Annotated in this window: 21 protein-coding genes; 14 read left to right on the top strand and 7 right to left on the bottom strand. The window is 63.1% G+C overall.

Going from position 1 to position 20,137, the window contains the following annotated elements; translation table 11 throughout:
• The 3 genes from B5E41_RS27960 to B5E41_RS27950 form a co-directional block, all read right to left on the bottom strand.
• On the bottom strand, positions 1-220 hold a 220-nt coding region (locus B5E41_RS27960; RefSeq protein WP_141098817.1), incomplete at its 3' end, for a transposase.
• Between the two features lie 223 nt (positions 221-443).
• Positions 444-1,358, bottom strand: coding sequence for an HNH endonuclease (locus B5E41_RS27955; RefSeq protein ID WP_088396938.1), 915 nt, complete (start codon positions 1,356-1,358; stop codon positions 444-446).
• A 121-nt stretch (positions 1,359-1,479) separates the two neighbouring features.
• On the bottom strand, positions 1,480-2,376 hold the full coding sequence (locus B5E41_RS27950) for a GGDEF domain-containing protein (RefSeq protein ID WP_088396937.1): 897 nt from the start codon (positions 2,374-2,376) through the stop codon (positions 1,480-1,482).
• Positions 2,377-2,730: 354 nt separating this feature from the next.
• Here B5E41_RS27950 and B5E41_RS27945 point away from each other — a divergent pair, with 354 nt between their 5' ends.
• Positions 2,731-5,343 (top strand): AMP-binding protein, encoded by a 2,613-nt coding sequence (locus B5E41_RS27945; RefSeq protein ID WP_088396936.1) that lies wholly within the window; start codon positions 2,731-2,733, stop codon positions 5,341-5,343.
• Between the two features lie 54 nt (positions 5,344-5,397).
• On the opposite strand, the gene B5E41_RS27940 is transcribed toward B5E41_RS27945, so the two are convergent.
• Positions 5,398-6,234: a helix-turn-helix transcriptional regulator gene (locus B5E41_RS27940; protein ID WP_088396935.1), complete on the bottom strand. Its 837-nt coding sequence runs from the start codon at positions 6,232-6,234 to the stop codon at positions 5,398-5,400.
• A gap of 95 nt (positions 6,235-6,329) precedes the next feature.
• Between B5E41_RS27940 and B5E41_RS27935 the strand changes: the two genes are divergently transcribed.
• Together B5E41_RS27935 and B5E41_RS27930 are read left to right on the top strand one after the other, a co-directional pair.
• Entirely contained in the window at positions 6,330-6,581 is a 252-nt protein-coding gene (locus B5E41_RS27935) for a DUF1127 domain-containing protein (RefSeq protein ID WP_088396934.1), read from the top strand.
• Between the two features lie 46 nt (positions 6,582-6,627).
• Positions 6,628-7,362 (top strand): class I SAM-dependent DNA methyltransferase, encoded by a 735-nt coding sequence (locus B5E41_RS27930; RefSeq protein ID WP_088396933.1) that lies wholly within the window; start codon positions 6,628-6,630, stop codon positions 7,360-7,362.
• A 21-nt stretch (positions 7,363-7,383) separates the two neighbouring features.
• On the opposite strand, the gene B5E41_RS27925 is transcribed toward B5E41_RS27930, so the two are convergent.
• Both B5E41_RS27925 and B5E41_RS32600 read right to left on the bottom strand, forming a co-directional pair.
• Complete coding sequence (locus B5E41_RS27925; protein ID WP_245303167.1) at positions 7,384-8,538, bottom strand: TadA family conjugal transfer-associated ATPase; 1,155 nt, start codon at positions 8,536-8,538, stop codon at positions 7,384-7,386.
• The gene (locus B5E41_RS32600) at positions 8,538-8,669 is read right to left on the bottom strand and encodes a hypothetical protein (protein WP_257784635.1); all 132 of its coding nucleotides are present in this window, start codon (positions 8,667-8,669) and stop codon (positions 8,538-8,540) included. The genes B5E41_RS27925 and B5E41_RS32600 overlap by 1 nt, the downstream gene beginning before the upstream one ends.
• Before the next feature lie 510 nt (positions 8,670-9,179).
• On the opposite strand from B5E41_RS32600, the gene B5E41_RS27915 reads away from it, so the two are divergent.
• From B5E41_RS27915 to B5E41_RS27865, 11 genes are read left to right on the top strand one after another with little or no spacing between them, the layout of a single operon-like run.
• Entirely contained in the window at positions 9,180-9,383 is a 204-nt protein-coding gene (locus B5E41_RS27915) for a hypothetical protein (protein WP_064808298.1), read from the top strand.
• Between the two features lie 14 nt (positions 9,384-9,397).
• Positions 9,398-9,961, top strand: coding sequence for a prepilin peptidase (locus B5E41_RS27910; protein WP_085861536.1), 564 nt, complete (start codon positions 9,398-9,400; stop codon positions 9,959-9,961).
• Between the two features lie 5 nt (positions 9,962-9,966).
• Positions 9,967-10,764, top strand: coding sequence for a TadE/TadG family type IV pilus assembly protein (locus B5E41_RS27905; RefSeq protein ID WP_085861535.1), 798 nt, complete (start codon positions 9,967-9,969; stop codon positions 10,762-10,764).
• A complete protein-coding gene (locus tag B5E41_RS27900; protein WP_088396931.1) occupies positions 10,761-12,404 on the top strand; it encodes a TadE/TadG family type IV pilus assembly protein in 1,644 nt (547 codons plus the stop codon). Before B5E41_RS27905 ends, B5E41_RS27900 begins: the two co-directional genes overlap by 4 nt.
• The gene (locus tag B5E41_RS27895) at positions 12,376-13,056 is read left to right on the top strand and encodes a TadE/TadG family type IV pilus assembly protein (RefSeq protein ID WP_088396930.1); all 681 of its coding nucleotides are present in this window, start codon (positions 12,376-12,378) and stop codon (positions 13,054-13,056) included. Before B5E41_RS27900 ends, B5E41_RS27895 begins: the two co-directional genes overlap by 29 nt.
• Position 13,057: 1 nt before the next feature.
• Positions 13,058-13,972, top strand: coding sequence for a hypothetical protein (locus B5E41_RS27890; protein WP_088396929.1), 915 nt, complete (start codon positions 13,058-13,060; stop codon positions 13,970-13,972).
• Positions 13,969-14,898, top strand: coding sequence for a Flp pilus assembly protein CpaB (gene cpaB, locus B5E41_RS27885; RefSeq protein ID WP_088396928.1), 930 nt, complete (start codon positions 13,969-13,971; stop codon positions 14,896-14,898). The genes B5E41_RS27890 and cpaB overlap by 4 nt, the downstream gene beginning before the upstream one ends.
• A gap of 19 nt (positions 14,899-14,917) precedes the next feature.
• Positions 14,918-16,816 (top strand): TadA family conjugal transfer-associated ATPase, encoded by a 1,899-nt coding sequence (locus tag B5E41_RS27880; protein WP_020923036.1) that lies wholly within the window; start codon positions 14,918-14,920, stop codon positions 16,814-16,816.
• A 10-nt stretch (positions 16,817-16,826) separates the two neighbouring features.
• On the top strand, positions 16,827-17,690 hold the full coding sequence (locus tag B5E41_RS27875) for a type II secretion system F family protein (protein WP_088396927.1): 864 nt from the start codon (positions 16,827-16,829) through the stop codon (positions 17,688-17,690).
• Positions 17,687-18,592 (top strand): type II secretion system F family protein, encoded by a 906-nt coding sequence (locus tag B5E41_RS27870; protein ID WP_088396926.1) that lies wholly within the window; start codon positions 17,687-17,689, stop codon positions 18,590-18,592. Before B5E41_RS27875 ends, B5E41_RS27870 begins: the two co-directional genes overlap by 4 nt.
• Positions 18,593-18,594: 2 nt before the next feature.
• The gene (locus B5E41_RS27865; protein ID WP_088396925.1) at positions 18,595-19,470 is read left to right on the top strand and encodes an FHA domain-containing protein; all 876 of its coding nucleotides are present in this window, start codon (positions 18,595-18,597) and stop codon (positions 19,468-19,470) included.
• Between the two features lie 260 nt (positions 19,471-19,730).
• Here the strand turns inward: B5E41_RS27865 and B5E41_RS27860 are convergent, their stop codons facing one another.
• Entirely contained in the window at positions 19,731-19,973 is a 243-nt protein-coding gene (locus tag B5E41_RS27860) for a hypothetical protein (RefSeq protein ID WP_085861527.1), read from the bottom strand.
• Positions 19,974-20,137: the final 164 nt, after the last annotated feature.

Below are 20,137 nucleotides of genomic sequence, written 5' to 3'. Positions count from 1 at the left end.
GCACCAACGTGCTCGCTGTTTCCGTCCTCGGCTCCTCGATTTGGCAAAGCTCCTTGCGCCAACGGAAGAGCTGGCTGACATGGATACCGGCCGCACGGGCAATCTCGGAAAGCACCGCATCTGGCTCAAAACAGGCCGCAACAAGCCGCTCTTTGTCTTCCCGAGACCAACGCCGTCGGCGCTCGACAGACGTGATCACTTCAATCGGATGCTTCGTCATAGGACTACTCCTAGTGTTTACACTAGGACTTCCGATGTTCGTCTCAACCTCGCAAGACGGTCCTCACCGGGCGCTTACGATGGCGAGCGAATAGAGAATTTTCAAATGAAGAGCTGGAAGCGATATCTGCCGCTGACCCGCCTAGGGCACCATTGCCCTCCAAAACAGAGCGGCACTGCAATGTTTAGCGGCGCTGCTGAAGCCGGCTTCGAAGTTTTCTTTGCTATTGCTTGAAGCAATTTCTGCGATGCCACTGGAGAAAATGAGGATTAGGCCGCTCGAATAATCGCGGAGGCACGATCGCCCTTCCAGAATTGTTGATCAGGCCTCGAATGCTTTCGGGATCGTTGGCTTGCCGCGAGATCAGGATGTCAAGATCATCCGAGAGGCCGATCAGCCCGCGGTCAAACATCCAGTGTGCGGTACCAGACAGCGCGATGCCGTTGGTGAGAATATCGGGGCCGTTTGCTTCCACAGGGCGGATATGCGCAGCATCCACTTCCGCACGACCGCCACCGTTGATAAGCTTCAGGCCAGTGATTGCGCACCGTTTGTCATAGGCCTGCAGAACGAGCCGACGAAATAGCCGATTGCGAACGATCCGCGACGAGAGCTGCGTAATCCGGTCACGCTCTTGCTCGAATAGGAACGGCGCCTGAGGTCCGCCTTCGAATCCTTTGGCAGGCAGCATTGCTCCCGGCTCATCCAACCGAGGCAGTTCAGGCTCGTGCTCGTCCAGGCCAATCGACACGATGCGGTTGAAATCCGCTGCGGATATCGATCGGACGGCGGCCTGTGCTCTGCCGGAAATCCGCCTGTCCTCATTCAGCACGCCTCGCTCAACAACACCGTCCGGCCCACTGAACGGAACCGCATTGATGAAATCGAGGTAGCTGCCTGGCTCGATGAGTGCCAGATACATCCCAGGCGGCGCCTTGGGATCCGGGATGACTTGGGCTACTTTGGCGACGGCAAAATAGCCGCGGGTGGCCGCAACCTTGCGAGGCTCGTAATAGATGATCCAATCCCCGACACAGGCCTGCACGCGAGCGAGATACTGGCGCGGGAACTGATATTGTTCTGCCGGGCTGTCGTCGTAGATCGAATCTGAGCGGTGAATGAAAACCCCGAATCCCATGTCCGATGCGTAGCACGACGAGGTCGCTTCAGATACCGCGCTTGCGTCCTGCATTTAAAGGAAATTGACCACGCCCACGGCCTGGCTCTATGAGCCTGCATCAATCAGCTAACGTAGCTTCCTACGCCGCCCGCACCCTGTCCCGGCCGCTCATCTTCGCATCATAAAGCGCCTGATCCGCCCGCCGATAAAGCTCCGAGGCACTGTCCGTCGGCACACACGCGGCGATGCCGGCGGAGCAGGTATAGCTGAAATCGGGAGAGTCCGGCAGCGGCCGGGAGAAGCGGATCACCGTCAGCATGCGCTCGACCATGGCAAGCGCGTCTTCCGGGCCGGTGGCCGGCATGACGAGGAGGAATTCCTCGCCGCCGACCCGGCCGAAACAATCGTTGCGGCGGACATTCTGGTGGATGCGGTGGGCGAAATCGCGCAGCACGAGATCGCCGGCGTGGTGGCCGAGCCGGTCGTTGATGCGTTTGAAATTGTCGATGTCGAAGACGGCGAGGCAGCCGCTGCTGCCATGCCGGGCGGCGGCCAGCATGTCTTCGACGCGCGCCATGACGAAACGGCGGTTGGCGACGCCGGTGAGTTCGTCGGTGTAGGAGGCCTTGATCGCCTGGTCGCGATCCTGCCGGACAGTGCGGCCATGGACCTTGAGGCGGGTGATGTCGCTGGCGATGCAGAGCATCCAGCCGTTCGTCTGCACCGCCTCGGTCATCCACAGCCAGCGGCCGTCGGCAAGATCTGTCTCGAAGGCGCGATAGCCGATCTTGCCGCGGCGCGACTGGGTGGAGCGCAGCCATTCCTCGAAATCATTCGTGCGGATGACGGTGCCGCGGCCGAGATCAAAATTGCGCCGCATCAGATCCGGCCAGAGCGGCGTTTCCTCCGGCTCGATGAAATAGGCCGAGCGGAAGGCGCTGTTGGCATAGCGCAGTCGGTCATCGCCATCATAGACCGCCACCAGCGTTTCCGTCTGTGCGGAAAGATGGAGAAGCTGTTCGATTGTCTCGTCCATAAAGCACCCTGTCTGGTTGCCCTGGCAAGAGATGGCGCAGAAATTCTATGAGGAAAGAGTCAGCCGGCAAGCAAAGGCGCTTGCCGTGATTACCGAAGCGTCAACGCGCCGCCGCGCCCGATGGTGATTGACATCGGCTGCGACGGGATTGAAACGAACAGCCATCCGGCGCCGCAAGGTGCACTCGTCGCCGCAATGAAACGGCCGCCGCGATGGCGACGACCCCGCTCCCCCGGTGCGGGCGAGGACCGCAGCAGTTGGCGCGGCGCAGATATGCACCTGGAAATTAGTTGACTGCGATAGTCAAGGATTATACGCGCTTCGGCCAGTTTTCTGCCAATCCGAAGCGTCAGCATGATCCCCGCCAACCTGTTTTCCGAAATCGCTCGCGCCGACGATCGCCCTGCCCTTGTCTTCCCGGACGGGCGGACGCTCTCCTATGCCGACCTCAACGCCCGGACGCTGCGGTTTGCCGAGCGGCTGGGAGGCGGGCAAAAGCGGCTCGTGGCGATTTCGGCCGAGATCTCGGAACATGCGATCGTCGCCTATATCGGCGCGTTGCGGGCCGGCCATGCGGTGGCGATGTTGCCGCCCTGCGACGACAGGCTGTGGCGAGAGTTTCTAGCGGCCTTTCAGCCCGACTTCACCTTTCGCCCGGCCGATGGCCGCTGGCGGCTCGTCGAGGAAACCCGGTCCGGGCAAAGTGCTGCGCCGCTACATCCGGATCTCGCTCTGCTGCTGATGACATCGGGCAGTTCGGGCCCGACGAAAGCCGTGCGCCTGTCCCATGCCAATCTTGACGCCAATGCGCGCTCGATCGCTTCCTATCTCGAGCTCTCCCCTGCCGACCGAACCGCGCTCGTCCTGCCGCTTCACTATTCCTACGGCCTCTCCGTCCTCCATTCGCATCTGGTTGCCGGTGGCAGCATCTTCATTCCGGGCGTCTCTGTGGTCAGCGAGGATTTCGCAAGGCTGCTCGGCGAAAGCGGCTGCACCAATCTTTCGGGCGTGCCCTATTCCTACGAGCTGATGGAAAAGACCGGCTTCCGGACGAACGCGCTGAAGACGCTGCGCTTCATGACGGTGGCGGGCGGCCGGCTGGCGCCCGAGCTCATCCGTCTCTACCGCGACCACATGCGCGCCAACGGCGGCCGCTTCTTCGTCATGTATGGCCAGACCGAGGCATCAGCCCGTATCGCCTTCGTGCCGCCGGAAAGCCTGGGCGACCATGAGGAGCGGATCGGCATCGCCATTCCCGGCGGCAGCCTCAGCCTCGTTGGCGATGACGGACGGCCGCTCGACCGAGCCGGTGTTGCCGGAGAGCTCGTCTATGCCGGCCCGAACGTGATGATGGGCTACGGTACAGATCGCGCCGATCTTCAGCGCGGGCCCGAGATCGCGGCATTGATGACCGGCGATATCGCCATGCGCGACGAGGCCGGTTTTTACAGGATCGTCGGCCGCAAGAGCCGTTTCGCCAAGGTCGCGGGGCTGAGGATCGGCTTCGACATCATGGAGCAGGTGCTGGCCGAAGCGGGGATCGCGGCCGCCGTCGTCGGTGACGATCACGGTCTGCAGACCTTTGTGACCGATGCGCGTGACGCGGACCGGGCGCTCGGCATGGTCGTCGAGGCGAGCCATCTTCCGGCGAGCCTGGTTGCCGTCGGGGTGCGCAGCGAGCTTCCGAGGCTTGCCTCCGGCAAGATCGACTATGCCGCCCTCGGCGAGGAGATGCTGGCGGCGCGCGAGACGAGCCGCGCGGTGGCGGCCAGCGTGCTCGATGCTTATGCGGGGGTGTTCTACCCCCACACGGTCAGCCGCAACGATAGCTTCGTCTCGCTCGGCGGCGATTCGCTGCGCTTCCTGCAATTGACGATGGAACTCGACCGGCTCGGCGTCGAGCTGCCGGAAGGCTGGGAACAGCGGCGGATCACCGAATTGGATATAAGCCCGCGGGCCACCGCGTCAGGACGGAGCGCAGAGGTCAGGGCGCTGCCGACCGATCTGGTTCTGCGGGCGATCGCCATCCTGCTCGTCGTCATCCATCACGAGATGCTCTGGCCCATTCCAGGCGGATCGGGCGTGATGCTGCTCCTCGTCGGCTTCAGCCTGGCGCGCTTCCAGTCGGGCCATTTCCTCGCCGGCGATTTCCGCCATGCGCTGCGGCCCGTCATCAATGTCCTCATCCCCTATTTTCTGATCGTCGCCGCCTATGGGCTCGCCTGGCGGACGGTTCCCTGGGCTTCGGTGACGCTCACCGGCAATTTCGGCTATGCCGAGCCGGAGCGTCACGAGATGCTTCCCTATCTCTACTGGTTCATCGAAGCCTATGCGCAGACGCTTCTCGTCTTCTCGCTTGTCTTCGCCGTGCCTGATGTGCGCAGGCTGGCGCGGGCGCGACCCTTCGCCTTCTCGCTGGCGCTGCTGGCGCTGGCCGTCACCGCGCGGTTTTCGCTGCCGCACGTCTTCGATATCGGCCGGCGGCAGATTTTCACCCTCTACTGGGGCCTGCACCTCGGCCTGTTCGGCTGGTGCGCGGGCCTGGCCGGCAAGCCGGCGCAGCGGCTCATCCTGACGGTCATTGCCGCCGCCGTGCTCGGTTATCTCGCCTTCTGGGAAACGCTCTGGATCGGCACGACGGTCAAATATCTGACGATCTTCACAGCGCTGATGGCACTGCTCTACCTGCCGCGCATTCCCCTGCCCGTGCGGCTGGGTCGGCTGGTGACGCTGATTGCCGTCTCCGCCTTTCCCACCTATCTGCTGCACCGTTTCGTGCCCGAACTGCTGATGCCTGAGGCAGCGGCCGTGCTGCCGGTTCCGCTCTTTCATCTGCTGGCGATTTCAGGCGGCCTGGCGCTCGGCATCATCGCCAACAGAACCGCGGCGGATCTTCGTAACCTGCTGGGCGGCATAGCGACGGCTCGCTGCACGGGCGGGCGCGCCATTGCAGCGGAGACTGCCTGAGCCGTTTTCGAAGTGTCTTTTGATGCTGCCTTTGCCGTTTTGCGCGAGGACGCGTCATTGCGTCGGCCGCGCGGAGGATCCGGCGCCATGACCCGGAAAGGTTCCCTGGAAGTATTGTCCGGGAGAGACACCGAAGGCCGTCCTGAACACCGCAATGAAGGCGCTGGGGCCGGAGTAGCCGAGCGAGAAGGCGATATCGCCGACGCTTCGGCCGGCGGCGAGCCACTCCACGGCTTTGAGCAGTTTCGCCTGCTGACGCCAGGCGCGGAAACTCATGCCCGTCTCAGATTGGAAATGGCGCTGAAAGCTGCGGGGGGACATGGCCGCACGCGAGGCAAGTTCATCGAGCGGCCAATCGGCACCCGGTTCGTTGCGAATGTCCGAAGCGATGCTCCGGAGGCGTTCGGATGCCGGCGAGGGAAGCGACAGCGGCGCGACCGTACTCGTCTGAAGCTGGTCGAGAATGACGGCGACGAGCCGTTCGGCAGGGGCACTGCCGGCATCCGCGCGCGGTATTTCCAGGAAGGCCAGGATAAGTTCGCGCAGGAGCGGCGTCGTACCGATGACGCAGACCTCGGAGGGCAGGTTCATCACCGCGTCGGGCCGGAAGAAGAGGTAGCTGCGCTCCGTCTCCTGCAGGTATGTCACTTCGTGGAGGACGCCTGACGGCACGAATACGGCGCGTTCAGGCGGAACGATGAAGTAGCCCCGCTGGGTCTCCAGCCTTAGCGAACCGCGGACGATCTGGAAAAGCTGAGCGCGGTGGTGCACGTGGAAAGAATAGGTTCGCCCGGCGGGCTCTGCTCCGCCCTGGGCGACAGCCGTGTACGGATAGTCTCCAAATGCGTCTTCCGGCAGATGAACATTGGTCAGGTTGTCGCGGGCGATCATGGCATCTCACAGACATAATTTGACAGACTACCGATAACACGTCGGAGGGCAGTTCACTAGATTGATATCACCGCAACACAACTTGGACGTAGGTTATGACATTCGAACTCCGGCACATTGAAATTTCGGATCGTTTTGCTCCCAGCCTTCTGACGAAAATGGCAGCTTTGCGGTTTGCAGCACCCACCCTCCTCCGCTGGTGGCAACGGCGCGAAACGGAACAGGCATTAGAGTGGCTGTCGGACCGCGATCTGGAAGACATCGGCGTCGCCCGCCACGAGATTGGCGAGCTGGCGCGATCGCTAGGACCAATTGATGCGTTGCCCGCGAAGCGGCGGGCAAGGTGATGGCACCACCGGTCCTCAGGCAAATGCTATCAGAGAGGTAAGAAAGATGCACGACGATGGTTTTTTTGACGATGAGGTCGCGGCTACCTACGATGACGCCGACGGCATCTCGGCCCCGGAGGTCGTCGATCCGGCGGTCGATCTCCTCGCCGAGGTGGCAGCAGGCGGGCGCGTGCTGGAATTCGCGATCGGTACCGGGCGCCTGGCGCTGCCTCTCGCGCGGAAAGGGATAGAGGTAGAAGGCATCGAGCTTTCGCGAGCGATGGTGTCTCGCCTTCGCGCCAAAGAGGGTGGCGCGGACATTCCGGTGGTGATCGGCGACATGGCGACAACCCGTGTCGACAGGCGCTTTTCCCTCGTTTATCTGGCTTTCAACACGATCAACAACCTGACGTCGCAGGAAGCCCAGGTCGCCTGCTTTCAGAACGCGGCCGCGCACCTTGAAACTGGCGGACACTTCCTCATCGAGGTTGGCGTCCCGCCGCTTCAGCGGCTTCCGCTCGGCGAGACGATCCTGGCGTTCGACCGCAGCGAGACGCATTGGGGAGTCGACGAGTACGACGTGGTAAGCCAGAATTTTACGTCCCATCACATCCGGATCCGGGACGGAAACTACAGGCGCTTCTCGGTCCCGTTTCGCTACGCATGGCCAGCGGAATTCGATCTCATGGCGCGGCTGGCCGGCCTGAAACTCAAGGACAGATGGGGCGGCTGGAAAAAGGAGCCGTTCACAAAGGTCAGCGATCGACATGTTTCCGTCTGGCAGAAGATCGCAGGTTAGGCCAGGGAGATGAACCCGCCTCTACTGAGGACGGTGAGCGGTCGCCACGGGTCTCATCCAGCTCGGGAGCTCCACTTGGCTGCTTCCCAACTCCTCAAAGGCTTCCGTGGCAAAACTCGGCACGGCGCCTGTCCAGCGCAGCTCGCCATCCGCATTGGAATGGCCGCCGCCATCGAGCTTGTAGATGCTCTCGACGATATACTGGCCATCCTCATTGAGGCCCTTGATCTCGGAAATTTCGATCACCCGTCGCCGCCCGGTGCGCTTGAACCGGGCGATCTGGACGACGACATCAACGGCGGAAGCGATCTGCGAGCGCAGCGGCCGCAGCGGCATGTCGATATCCGACATCAGCGCCAAGGTTTCCAGGCGATGCAGTGCGTCATAGGGCGTGTTGGCATGCACCGTCGAAAGGCTGCCGCTATGGCCCGATGTCATCGCCTGGATCATATCGAGCGCTTCGCCGCCGCGGCACTCGCCGACGATGATGCGGTCCGGCCGCATTCGCAGGGAAGAGCGGAACAGCTCGCGAATGCTGGCGCCGCCGCGACCGAACCTGTCGGGCTTGGTGACTTCGAGATAGACGACGTGCTCCTTGCGGATCTGCAGTTCCGACGTGTCCTCGATGACGATGACCCGCTCGTGATCGGCGAAGGCTTCCGATAGCGCGTTCAGCATCGTCGTCTTGCCGGTGCCGGTGCCACCTGAGATGATGACATTCTTCTGCAGCCCGACCGCTGCCTGCAGCAAGGACAGCGACTCCTCCGTCAGGCTGCCTTGGGTGACGAGGTCGCGAATGCTGCGATGTTCTCTCAGAAAACGGCGGATGGAGATGCAGAGCCCGGTGCGGGCGGCCGGCGGCTGGATCATCTGCACGCGCGAACCGTCCGGCAGACGGGCTTCGACGCTCGGTTCCTCCGGCGTCAGGCGCTTGCCTGAAAATTGCGCGATGCTGCGCGCCGCCGATTCCAGATCCTCGCGACTGGCGAAGCGCGTATCGGCGCGCTCGAGCTTGCCGCGCCTTTCGACGAAGATATCGGAGGTTCCGTTGATCAGGATTTCCGAAACGCTCGGATCCTCGAGCAGGAAGCGTATGGGCGCCAGGAGCTTGTCGAGCGCCCGGGTCAGAACCTGGAAGGTCGCCTGTTCGGCAGCGTCGTCGGAAACGGCTTTCATCAGAGCGGCATCCCGACGAGGACGGAGCTCATGCCGAACAGCGTTACCATCATCTGGACAGCAGTCGGAAAGAACAACATCAGTGGAATGAGGACCAATGCAAGTATCAAGACGCTGCTCATCGTTTCCATGGTTTTGTCTCCGGAACGACTGACGGGCCATAGCCAATATTGAAGACGAGCTTAATCCAGATCGGCAAGCAACGCCATGGGGGCGCCCTCGCCCGCCCGCCACTATGGCCGCCTTGCTTCCGCCTCTTCTATCGCTTTGAAACCATTGACCAATAATGGAGCAGCAGACGATATCCGCGAAAATCGCTCCGCTGCATGCCTCACCCAAAAAAATTAAAGCTTAATCAGCCTCTTAGCCTGAAAACGCCACCGTCAACCGCCTGTCTGCAGGCGACGCCTCCAAGACAATTGGAACCCTGCCTTCCGTTTGCTTGACGGAGGGCTGGCCTTGGGCGCACTCTTGGGTCTTAATGATGTTGCTCAACAAGCGTTGGCGACCGGGGAAGAAAAGCAGAAGCAGAAAAAATCATTGGAACGAGCAACGTGCTGGTTCGGATCGATGGCGTATGCTTGCTTCTTCTTCATCAAGGTCTTCGATCCGAAACAAACCATGGAACGAGGAATACGCAGATGTTTGCAAAACTCAAGACTCTCGCAATTGCACTTCACAAGGACGAACGCGGCGACATGGCCCAGATCGTCCTCGCCGTCGCCCTGATCGTCATTCCGCTGATGCTGCTCCTGCTCGCATTCGGCAAACAGATCGGCGAATGGTTCAACGAAAAGAATACGGCTCTCTCCGACGCCGAGAGAATTCCTGAGCCGGGCCAATAAGCGGGGTCGGTGTCATGGACATGACCTACGATCTGACCCTGATGCCAGCGGCGGCGGCTCTTGCCGTCGCCTGCGCCACGACCGCGGCGGTGTTCGATCACCGCCATGGTCAGATCCCGAACGCCGTCACCTATCCCTGCCTGCTTGCCGGGTTCATGCTGGCGGCGATCGGCGGCGGTCTCGCGGGGGTCGGCCTGGCTTTTGCCGGCCTCCTTGCCTCAGGCCTGATCTTCATCATCGCCTTCGCAGCCGGAGGCTGCGGCGGCGGTGATGTCAAGCTGATGGCGGCGCTCGGCGCCGTTCTCGGCCTCTGGCCGGCCATCGACGTGACGCTCGCATCGCTGATGATCGGCGGCACGATTGCCGTCTTCTCGATGGCGCGGCGGGTTCAATGGAGCGTGCTCGTGCGAAGCCTCGGCCTGTTCGCCCTGCTTCTGCCCGCCGGTTTCCGCGATGCCGCCTCGGTGCTGAAGCCGCGCGAAACCCATCATACCGTCCGTTTCGGCGTCGCCGCCGCTCTCGGACTTCTCTGGTGCCTGTTCATGCCTGATTTCACCCCTCTTTCACTCGTGAGGTAACGGCAATGCGCGCGGAACTCGAACGCCCCACTTTCGACGGTGCTTTCTGGAGTTCGATCCTGCACTCGCGGACCTTCTGGATCCCTCAGGATCACGGCGCGCTTCTCGGCACCTTCGCGATCGCCATGCTGTTGCTAACCTCGATGCTGCTGCTGCCGCGGCTTTCCGCCCGCCGGCGCCGGATGTCGGAGCTTCACGGCGATATCTCGGGCAGCACGACGATGATGGATTTCGTGCTGGTTACGCCGATCTTCGTCTTCTTCATGTTCGTGGTCTTTCAGTTCACGATCCTGGCGAAGAACCACCTCTTCACCCACTATGCCGCCTATGCGGCGGCTCGCAGCGCCCGCGTCTATTTCTGCCCGGCCCTGCCGATCACCATCCACAGCTTCATCGGCCCCAAGACCTGCGATAACGATGCTGCAGCGGGCAAGGCCGATCTTGCCGCCCGCCTGGCGCTGATCCCGGCGGCCCCCTACGACCAGCTGAAATGCGTCGGCGCCTGCCAGCCGCCGGAAGAGGCGCTGAAGAGCCTTGCCGACGCCTCGGGCCTGTCGAAGAACTGGCGCGCGATGCGCAACCAGGCCCGTTACATGTTCGACCCGCAGAACGTCACGGTCACCGTCGACCGCGCCCCGATGGCGCTCTATGCCGCCATCAACCGCTCGCCGCATGTGCCTGTCACGGCCAAGGTCGAAGCGCGCTTCCTGCTGCTCGAATATGCCGGCTGGGTCTTTGCCCGCGGCCAGCGGAAGGACGGGCGCTATTACACGATTTCGACGGCGGAGGTGAACCTGCTATGACACCGTCCTTCATCCATCGCCTGCACCGCGACCAGCGCGGCTTCCTGTCTCCGATCATCCTCTACATGACGATCGCGCTCGCGCTGATGATCGTGTGGATCCTGAACACCGGGCAGATGATCTATGACAAGCAGCGCACGCAGGATACCGCCGATGCCGCCGCACTCGTCCATGCCGATTGGGAGGCGCGCTATCTCAACATCATGGCGATGAACAATGTCGCCTCCTCGCAGGCAACCGTGGTCATGGCGACGTCGGTCGCCTACCAGCTGACCACCGCGGAACTGGCGCTGCGCTCGGCCGCCATTCTGGCGAAACTCGCCCAGTATTCCTTCACCGAAGGCTTCGGACCGGCGTCGCTCCTGCCGCCGCTTCCGCCGATGCCCTATTGCCCCGGCTGGCAGAAGGTCCCGATCGTCGGCGGCATCATCTACGGCGCTTGCCTGGCGTTCCAGGGGTTCCGCGCGACCGAAGCCACCAAGGCGATCGCCTATACGGTGGCGGCGCAGGTCAAATACGATCCCCTGGGTCTCATCAACAAGTCCAGTGACATCATCGATGCGATGAACGATCTCAACGATTACCTGGTCGAAAGCTTTCCCGAGCGGGTCGGCAACGACGCCTTGCATCTGGTGCGTTTGAACAAGTCGGATCACGTCGTCTTCCATCCGCCCTGCGAATCCTGTGGCCAGGCCGGGGAAGGCGCCGGCGGCAACCTGCCGGTCGATCGTGACGGCATCAACCCGGCCGCTGCCTATACCGAAATGTGCCTTGCCATGTCCTATGGCACCCAGGGACAGGATCCGTTCCTGATGCGCGGCGAATACGCCAATCGCGGCTTCCCCAACGGCAAGGGTCCATTGACCGCGGGCGGCGTCGACGGCAGCCATATCCGCGACTGGGTCAACCACAAGAGCGGCATCGACAATCAACTGGTGGAGTTCTACATCTTCTATGAAGCCTTCGGGCCGGCCTATCTGAGCAAGGTCCCGTTCAAGGCGATTGTCGAACAATATGCCGGCGATCTCAGCTGGTGGCAGGAGCTGACGCTCGATGCCAGCTTCTGGATCGCCGACAAAGTCTTCGGCGTCGGCTTCGGCATTACCAATCCGTTCCAGCTGCCGATCGACGTGCCGCCGCGCTATTCCGACTCGCAGACGAAGGACGAGAACGACTTCACCCGCAAGTTCGACATGATCTGGAACCAGGTCTGCGGCCCGGCGGGCGGGGCGATCTCAGTGAGCGGCGCCAGCCTGCCGCTCCTCTCCTTCCCGAAGCCCTATTGGCTGAAGGGACGCATCCCCTTCAACTTCACGCCCTTCGGAGGCGACCAACTCACCGATTACCAGACGCTGGCGATCGTTTCGCGCGCGCCGCGCGCCAGGCTCCAGGTTCGGCTGTTCAAGGACAAGACGCCGTCCGCTTATGCGCTGGCGCAGAGCTGGGTCCATAATTACACGGCCTTCGACCTCTACACCCAGGACTGGCTTGCCTCGCTGGCGCCGGCGACCCTCGCCGACGATATCGGCGCGGTTTCCGGCACCATCAAACAGAGCCCGGCCGCCGACAGCTTCACCGGCCTGACACGGGTCTTCGACCAGGGAGGAGCCAATGCCTGGGCTGCCGTCAACACACACTGAGCAAGCGATCGGCGCTCCGGCCGGCGGCTTCATGATGCGGCTGCACCGCGACCGGCGCGGCCTGGCCTCGATCGAATTCGTGCTCGCCGCGCCGGTTATTCTGCTGATCGTGATCTTCGTCATTCACGCCAACAAGATCTCCACCAAGAAGGTCGCGACCATGCTTGCCATGCGCAATTCAGCCTTCGCCGAGGCGTCTGGCCTCAACTGCACGTCGGATTTCTCGAACTTGTTTCCGATCCCGGCCCTGCCGGCCCTGCCCGGAGGAGACGCGATCAACTGTTCGCGCACGCCTTCGCATGAAGGCGGCGGCGATCCTCAGCGGACCTTTATCTGGGACGACGTGCAGAACACCCTCAACGGTAACGGTCGCGACTTCGGCGATATGGTCGGCGAGCTTGCCGACGAGAAGCCGCAGCTGGTGACCGCGACCGCCGACCGCGTCTACAAGTTCAGGGATTCCGACGATCTCGACACCATCCGCAGCATCCGCTGGAAGGATGCGTTCACAGTGGACGACTCGACGCTGTTCATTTCGCACAACAACGACACCACGCGCCGCGGCTACGATCCGACGCTGCGCCGGGAGATCCGTGATGTGGCCAGCGATTCCGGCGATCTCTTCGACGGCGTCTTTCCGGGGGCGAAGTGACATGGCACAGCGGTCGCGCATTTCCGTTCATCTCCTCGGTACGGCCCTGGTCGTCGGGCTCGCCGTGATATTGGCCACACCGGGGCGCGCCGAGATCTATAAGGATATCCGGGTGACGCTGAATTCGATGCTGGCCGGGATCCTCGGGACCCCGGAACGGGCGCCGCGCGATCTCGTCATCAACGGCCAGCCGCTCGAGTTCACGCCGTACCAGAGCGATCGCAGCATTTCCGATATCACCGACGAGTGGCTGCGGGTGCTGGCCGCCAATACCCGGCCCGCCATGCCGAAAAGCAGCGACCGGGAGGAACTGACCGCCGTCATCGCCGCCAACATGATGATCGTTCCGAAGGTAAGCCGCATCCGAGACGATCTTGCCGTTGTCGTGCGCTTCTTCGACGGCGACGGCGAGGCTGCGCTCGCCTATATGCGACGGCAGGATCCGAACACTCCGTCGGCGAGAGCGCCGATCCCGGGCGTTTCGATCATGATCCGCCGGCCCGCAAATGCGCCGATGACCGAGGTGCTGATGAGCCGCTTCGACGATGTCGCCGCGACGCTGCCGGCTTTCGCCGCGCCTGCCGATGTCGGCAAGCTGCCGATGTCGCTGCGTCCGCCGGCCGGCGTCGAGGTGTTGAGCGATATCGGCGACCATGACAAAGGTCATATGTCGCGCACGGTCGTGTCGAAGGGCACGCTTGCCGCCGGGCATTGGTCCGATCAGCGCGCCGATCTGCTTGTCCGCGACGGCTTCACCATCGAAACGCCGCCGGCTGAGCGCGGCGGGGTCACCGCGCTTTATGGCCGACGCGGCAGCGTCGAAGCCAATGTTCTCTACACCAAAAGCAAAACCGACGGCAGGACCGTTGAGGTCATTCAAATCAGGCAAGCCTTCGTAGGGGGAACAACACCATGAACTGGAAGCTCATTGCCGCTGTCATCGTCGGGCTCATCACCGGCGTTCTCCTCTACTTCTGGACCGAGAGCGTCAAGAACGAGCAGGTGGCCTATGCCTTCATGCGGCTCCAGCCCGACAAGAAGGTGACGAGAGGACAGGCGATCACCCCGGACATGCTCGCCGAACCGGTGATGCTGCCGGAAAGCTTCGGCCCGCTTGCCAAGCTCGCCGTTCCAGCCGCCAGCGCCTACCAGGAATGGCTGAAGGACCGGACGGCCGCGGCCGACATTCCGGCTGGCTCGGTACTGCTCTTCCAGTATTTCGACGATACCGACGGCGGGCGGCTGACGACGATGATCGCGCCCGGCAAGCGGGCGCTCACCCTGCCGGTCAACGCCGCCGAGGCGGTCGGCCATTTCGTCGAGCCGGGCAGCTATGTCGATATTCTCGGCACGGTCGATGAACCGGTCGAGCCGGTGGCGCCGCCCGCCGCGACGCAGCCGGGAACGCCCGGGCAGCCCCCGACCGCACCCGGCCAGGCGCCCGCCGCACCGGCGGCGCCGGCCCAGCCGCCCTCGCCGGTCGAGCAGATGCTGAAGAACTATCTCACGCAATATCCGGGCGCCGACGAAAACGACGTCAACGCCTACCGGAAGCAGGCGCAGGACTACAAGCTCGGCATCAGCTCGCGCACCCGCGTCGTCACCCGCACCTTCCTGCAGAACGTCAAGGTGCTCGCCGTCGGCGCGGCGACCACCCCGGAAGGTGCGGTCACCAAGGCCAATAGCAGCTATAATCACGTGACGGTGGAAGTGACGCCGTCGGAAGCCGAGATGCTGATCTTCGCCATGGGCCAGGCGAATGGCAGCCTCAACCTCGTGCTGCGCAATCCGACGGACAATAGCGTCGAAGACCTGCCGAGCATCAACTGGACGCGCATGTGATCGTTTCGGGGATTGAGCCATGCTGTTGAAGATTTCCTATGAGGACGGCAGCGGACGGGAAGTGATCCCGCTCTTGGCGAACGAGACCTATTTCGTCGGCGAAAGCAGCACGCTTTCGCTTCCCGCCGGCGCCGGTGTCGTGCGCCTGCGCGGCAGCCACGTCTCCTCGCCGCAATTCGTGCTGCGCAAGTCAGGCCAGGGCTGGTCGGTGCAGCATCATGGGCGCAACCCGACGCGGGTCGACGACCAGCCGCTGAGGGCCGGCACGCCGGTGGCGGTTTCGGCCGGCATGTCGATCTGGGTGCCGAATGTCACCATCGAGCTCGTCGAGCCGGCGGCGGCGCCGGAGGCGGTGACGCAGTTTCCGGACCAGGAGCGGGTGCTGGCACTGCAGATGGAAATACATGAGAGATTGCTAAAAGACACCCAATATGACCGGCTGGTCAAATCCTCCGATTTCGGCCGCGAGGAGACGCGCAGCCGCATTCGCGAGCGTCTCGACCTGTTCATCAAGGAGGCGCTGGATGCAGCGCCGCAGGATCTGGTCATCCTCGTCATCAAGAACGCCGTCTACCGGTGGCTGGCAAAACGCATCGCCCGCACCGGCCGGCGCGACGCTTCGTCGAACGCCGCGAGCCTTTCGCGCGAAGAGCAGGACAATCGCCGGCTCTTCGATGTCGGCAAGGCGCTGATCTCGGCGCTGCAACTGAAGCTGAACTTCGAATCCACCCGTTCCGATTTCGCCCAGCTCGACACCAAGTTCGGCGCCGCCTTCCAGGCCCGGCAGGCCCTGTTCAACGCCGGCGACCGTTACGAAATCGCCCATATGCACCTGCGCTCGAATATCGAGGAGCTGATGTATCGCTGGGGCACGATCTCGGAACTGATGGATCTCGACGTCATCTCGGAAATCATGGTGACGCGCTATGACGAGATCTACGTCGAAAAATTCGGCCTGCTCGAACGCTACCCCTTCGCCTTCGCCAATGAGCGGCAGCTGATGAAGGTGATCGAGCGCATCGCCGTCGATTCCAACCGCTCGATCAACGAGAGCGAGGCGATGGCCGACTTCCGCATGCCGGACGGTTCGCGCGTCAACGCCGTCATCCCGCCGCTCGCCGTCAAGGGCGCCTGCCTCACTATCCGCAAATTCGGCGGCAAATCGCGGCTCGACATCAGTAAACTGGTGGCCGCCGGCGCGCTCAGCGAACCGATGCGCGCCTTCCTCGAGGCGGCGGTGCGCGCCCGCAAGAACATCGTCGTCTCCGGCGGCACCGGCTCCGGCAAGACGACGCTGTTGAACAGCCTGTCGCAGTTCATTCCGGTCGGCGAGCGCGTCGTCGCCGTCGAGGACACGTCCGAACTGCAGCTCGACGGCATTCACGTCGTCTATCTGCAATCGCGGCCGAAGACGGCGGAGAGCGAAACCAGCGTCACCATCCGCGACCTGGTGCGCAACGCGCTGCGCATGCGCCCCGACCGCATCATCGTCGGCGAGTGCCGCGGTGCCGAGGCGATCGACATGCTGCAGGCGATGAACACCGGCCATGCCGGCTCGATGACGACGGCGCATGCCAACACGCCGCAGGACATGATGACCCGCCTGGAGGTGATGGTGCTGCAGGGCCAGAGTTCGCTGCCGGTGACGGCGATCCGCCAGCAGATCGTCGCCGCCGTCGAACTCGTCGTCCAGCTCAACCGCCTGGAAAGCGGCCGGCGCGCCGTCACCGAGATATCCGAGGTGATCGGCATCGATCCGGATACCGGGCTGATCATCGTCGAGCCGATCTTCAATCTCGTCGGCCGCGCCGGCGGCCAGGCGGTGCATGCCTTCACCGGCTATCTGCCGAGCTTCGTCGCCGAGCTCGTCGCCTTCGGAGAAGACGGCGAGATCAAGAACCTGGATATGTTTGTTTGAGGGTGGAACCATGGACATCAGCATTCTGCAGATCCTGACGATCGCCCTCGGCGCGGTGACAGCGGGACTGCTCGTCTGGGGCGCTCCGGTGCAATGGCCGGCGCCGCTGCTGCGCGCCACCGAACGCGATATTGCGCTCGCCAGCGAAGCGGCCCAGGTCTTCGGCCGCGACGCCGTGCCGCCCTATACGATGATCCTCGCCTATGCCATCACCGCGATCGTCGTCTTTGCTCTGATCTCGCTGATCTTCGGGCCGATCGTCGGCATCGTCGTTGCCATTCCCGTCGCCTTCTTCCTGCCCAAGGCGACGATCCGCTATTTCCTGCAGCGGCGCTGGCTGCAGATCGAATCCCAGCTTCCCTATGCCGTCGACCAGATCGTCTCGGCGGTGCGCACCGGCAAGCCGCTCGCCGTCGCCGTCAATGCGGTCGCCGATACCGGCCAGATGCCGGCCTCGCGCGAGTTCGAGCGCATCGCCCGCGAGCAGAAGCTCGGCATCGGCCTGGTCGAGGCGCTCGACCGCCACGGCCGCACCGTGCCGAGCCTGCATTTCAAGATGGTCGACGCCGCCCTCGGCCTCTTTGCCCGCCAGGGCGGCGACATTTCCGAGCCGCTGACGGAAATGTCGAAATCCTTCAAGGAGATCTGGAAGCTCGACCAGAAGATCAGCACCTCGTCCTCGCAGGCGCGGATGAACTTCCGCGTCGTCAATGGCGGCGCGCTGTTCATGATCCTGATGATCTTCTTCGGCCAACCTGAGCTGATCGACAAGGTGTTCGGCAACGCCATCGGCATCGTCATCGCGATCGTCGGCGCCATTCTCTATGCCACCGGTTTCTTCTGGATGCGCTCGATGATGAAGGTGTCGGTATGATGTCGCAAATCCCCCTCGCCCCGATCATCATTGTCCTTGCCGGCATCACGGCGGCGCTCATCGTCTGGTGGATCGGCGACCTGCTCGGCAGCATCCAAGTGGTGCGGCGAAAGGCCGGCGGCGATGGGCCGCCGCCGAATATCGTCGACAGCATCGGCATGCGCACGCCTGTCGAATTCGTGCTGAGGCACTTCGAGCCGCTCCTCGCCGATTTCGGCGCGCAGCTCGAAAGGAAGCTGATCTATGGCGGCCGGCCGTTCGGCGGCGTGACGGGGCGTGAATATATCGCCCTTCTCGTCGTCTTGAGCCTCTTCGGCTTCATCCTGCTCGGCGTGCTGTTCGGCATTGCGAGCGGCAGCGTGATCGGCGGACTGGTCGCCGGCCTGATCCTCGGCTTCATCCCCGCCATCTATTTCTGGGTCGTTGCCGACGACAAGATGCAGGACCGCAAGGAACGCATCTCGCGCGAATTTCCCTATTTCCTCGATCTCGTCGTCATGACGCAGCAGGCGCAGGCGACCCTGCCGGAAAGCCTGCGGCTCTATGCCGAGGCCGCACCCGGCACCGTGATGAGCGAGGAGATCGAGCAGACGCTGAAGGACGTGGCGCTCGGCACCGGCATGATCGAGGCGCTGCAGCGCCTGGAGGCACGCATGACGGCCGAGGAGGTGGTGCGGGTCATCCGCGCCGTCATCCAGGGCGAGGTCGAGGGCAGCAACCGCGTCGAACTGTTGCGCGAACATGCACGCGACCTGCGCTTCCGCCGCTGGGAAAAGGCCGACAGGGCCAGTGAAAAGCTGAAGGCCAAGATCGTCATGCCGGCGATGATGATCGTCGTGTCGATCCTGCTTCTGGTGCTGGCGCCGGCAATCGTCGAGATGATGTCGAGTGGGATGTTCTGATCATGGTCTTTTCCTTCTTTCGCGGCAACAAGCCCAGCCTTCTGCAGACCGGCCCCGGCGGCCAGAGCCGCAGCCATGTGCTCGACCGGGCGGAAATGTCGATCGGCCGGGCAGCCAATGCCGATATCGTCGTCGACGATCCGTTCCTGGCGCCGATCCACGCGCGCATCGAAAAGCAGAGCGACGGCGGCTTCATCATCCGCCGCATGGGGCTGAACCCGATCATGCTGCGCGGCGAGGCGCTGCTGCAGACGGCTTCGCTGAAAGCCGGCGACAGCTTCCGGCTCGGCAAGGATGTCGAGTTCCAGTTCCTGGAGAAGGCGCCGGCCAAGGAGGCGCCGAAAAAGGAGGCTGCCAAGGCAGACGACGGCAAGCCGAAAAAGCCGCTCTTCAAGCAGCCGGCCTTCCTCGCCGGCATGGGCCTCGTCTACCTCGCCGTCGTCGGCATCATCGGCTATGTGATCCTCTCCGGCGGCGGCAGCACGGAAGCCGGCCCGACGGCGGAGCGCATCAACGCCGAAGCCGCCCGCATCCCGACATGCATCAAGAACGCCAGGCGCCTGCGCCAGGTCTCCGAGCAGACTTTCAACGGCGCCGTCGGCGGCCGCGTCGGCCGCGATGGCGATGTTACCTATGCCGCGCTTTCGCTGGCAACCGAACCCGCCGACGATGCGGCGCTGGCAAAGGCGGCAGAGCCGATCGTCGAGGCCTATAAGCGCACGGCGCTCGCCGCCCTTGCCTCGGAAAACCGCGGCAACAACACGCTGGCGCAGAGCCTCTACCAGCAGACCTACGATCTCGTTCCCGACGTCAACTGCTCGGCCGCGCGTTTTGCGCTGCAGCGCCGCGCCGCCACCAAGCCGCCGGCGCGGCGGTGAGCGCCGGTTCGAAACTCTTCAAAACGGCTCGGAGGGTCGACCGGCCAGCGCGCGTCGTAGTCACGCCTACGGCCAAGCCGGCCGGTCGATCAGCGGCCCGCAGCTTCGGTGACAAATCTGCGGAACCCCTGAATGCCGGAGACACCTTGAGTATGCCCTCGCCACGCCTTTCGCCTGACGAAAATCTGCTCCGGCAGAGTTAGCCATCCAATGGTTTGACTTTGCTACGTTTGTCCGGCGCGATGCCGCCCGGATTGACCTCATTTGTTGCCGGGCCCGGTCGAACCGCAGTCGTTGCAGTTGGTGTTGTCCGGGTTGCCCTTGTTTGTTGAGGTGTCCTTGGTGCCGTTGCTGCTTCCTGCGTTGTCGTTCGGTGGCAGGTTGCCGCTTTCGCCCATGGTTGTGGTCTGGTCCCGTGAATTGCTGCTGGCAGCAAACGTCGACTGAAGCCCACCGAGCAGAAGTGCGAGGGCGGTGAAAACCGAAAGCGTAAGTCTCGACATGGTACATGCTCCTTGATCGGGGTTCACTAACATCAGGCATGCGCCAGAGCGTTCCTTCTGGAGATGTGCTGGCTCCCCTCCGGCGTTGGTCGCCAACCGACTACGAAATCCTCGCCCCGCCTCGCGGCGGGAGCTGAATCGGATGTTAGGATTCTCCTCATTGG

This window comes from Rhizobium esperanzae, assembly GCF_002204185.1.
Taxonomy (GTDB): Bacteria; Pseudomonadota; Alphaproteobacteria; order Rhizobiales; family Rhizobiaceae; genus Rhizobium; species Rhizobium esperanzae.
This window is presented reverse-complemented; position numbering and strand designations above follow the sequence as displayed.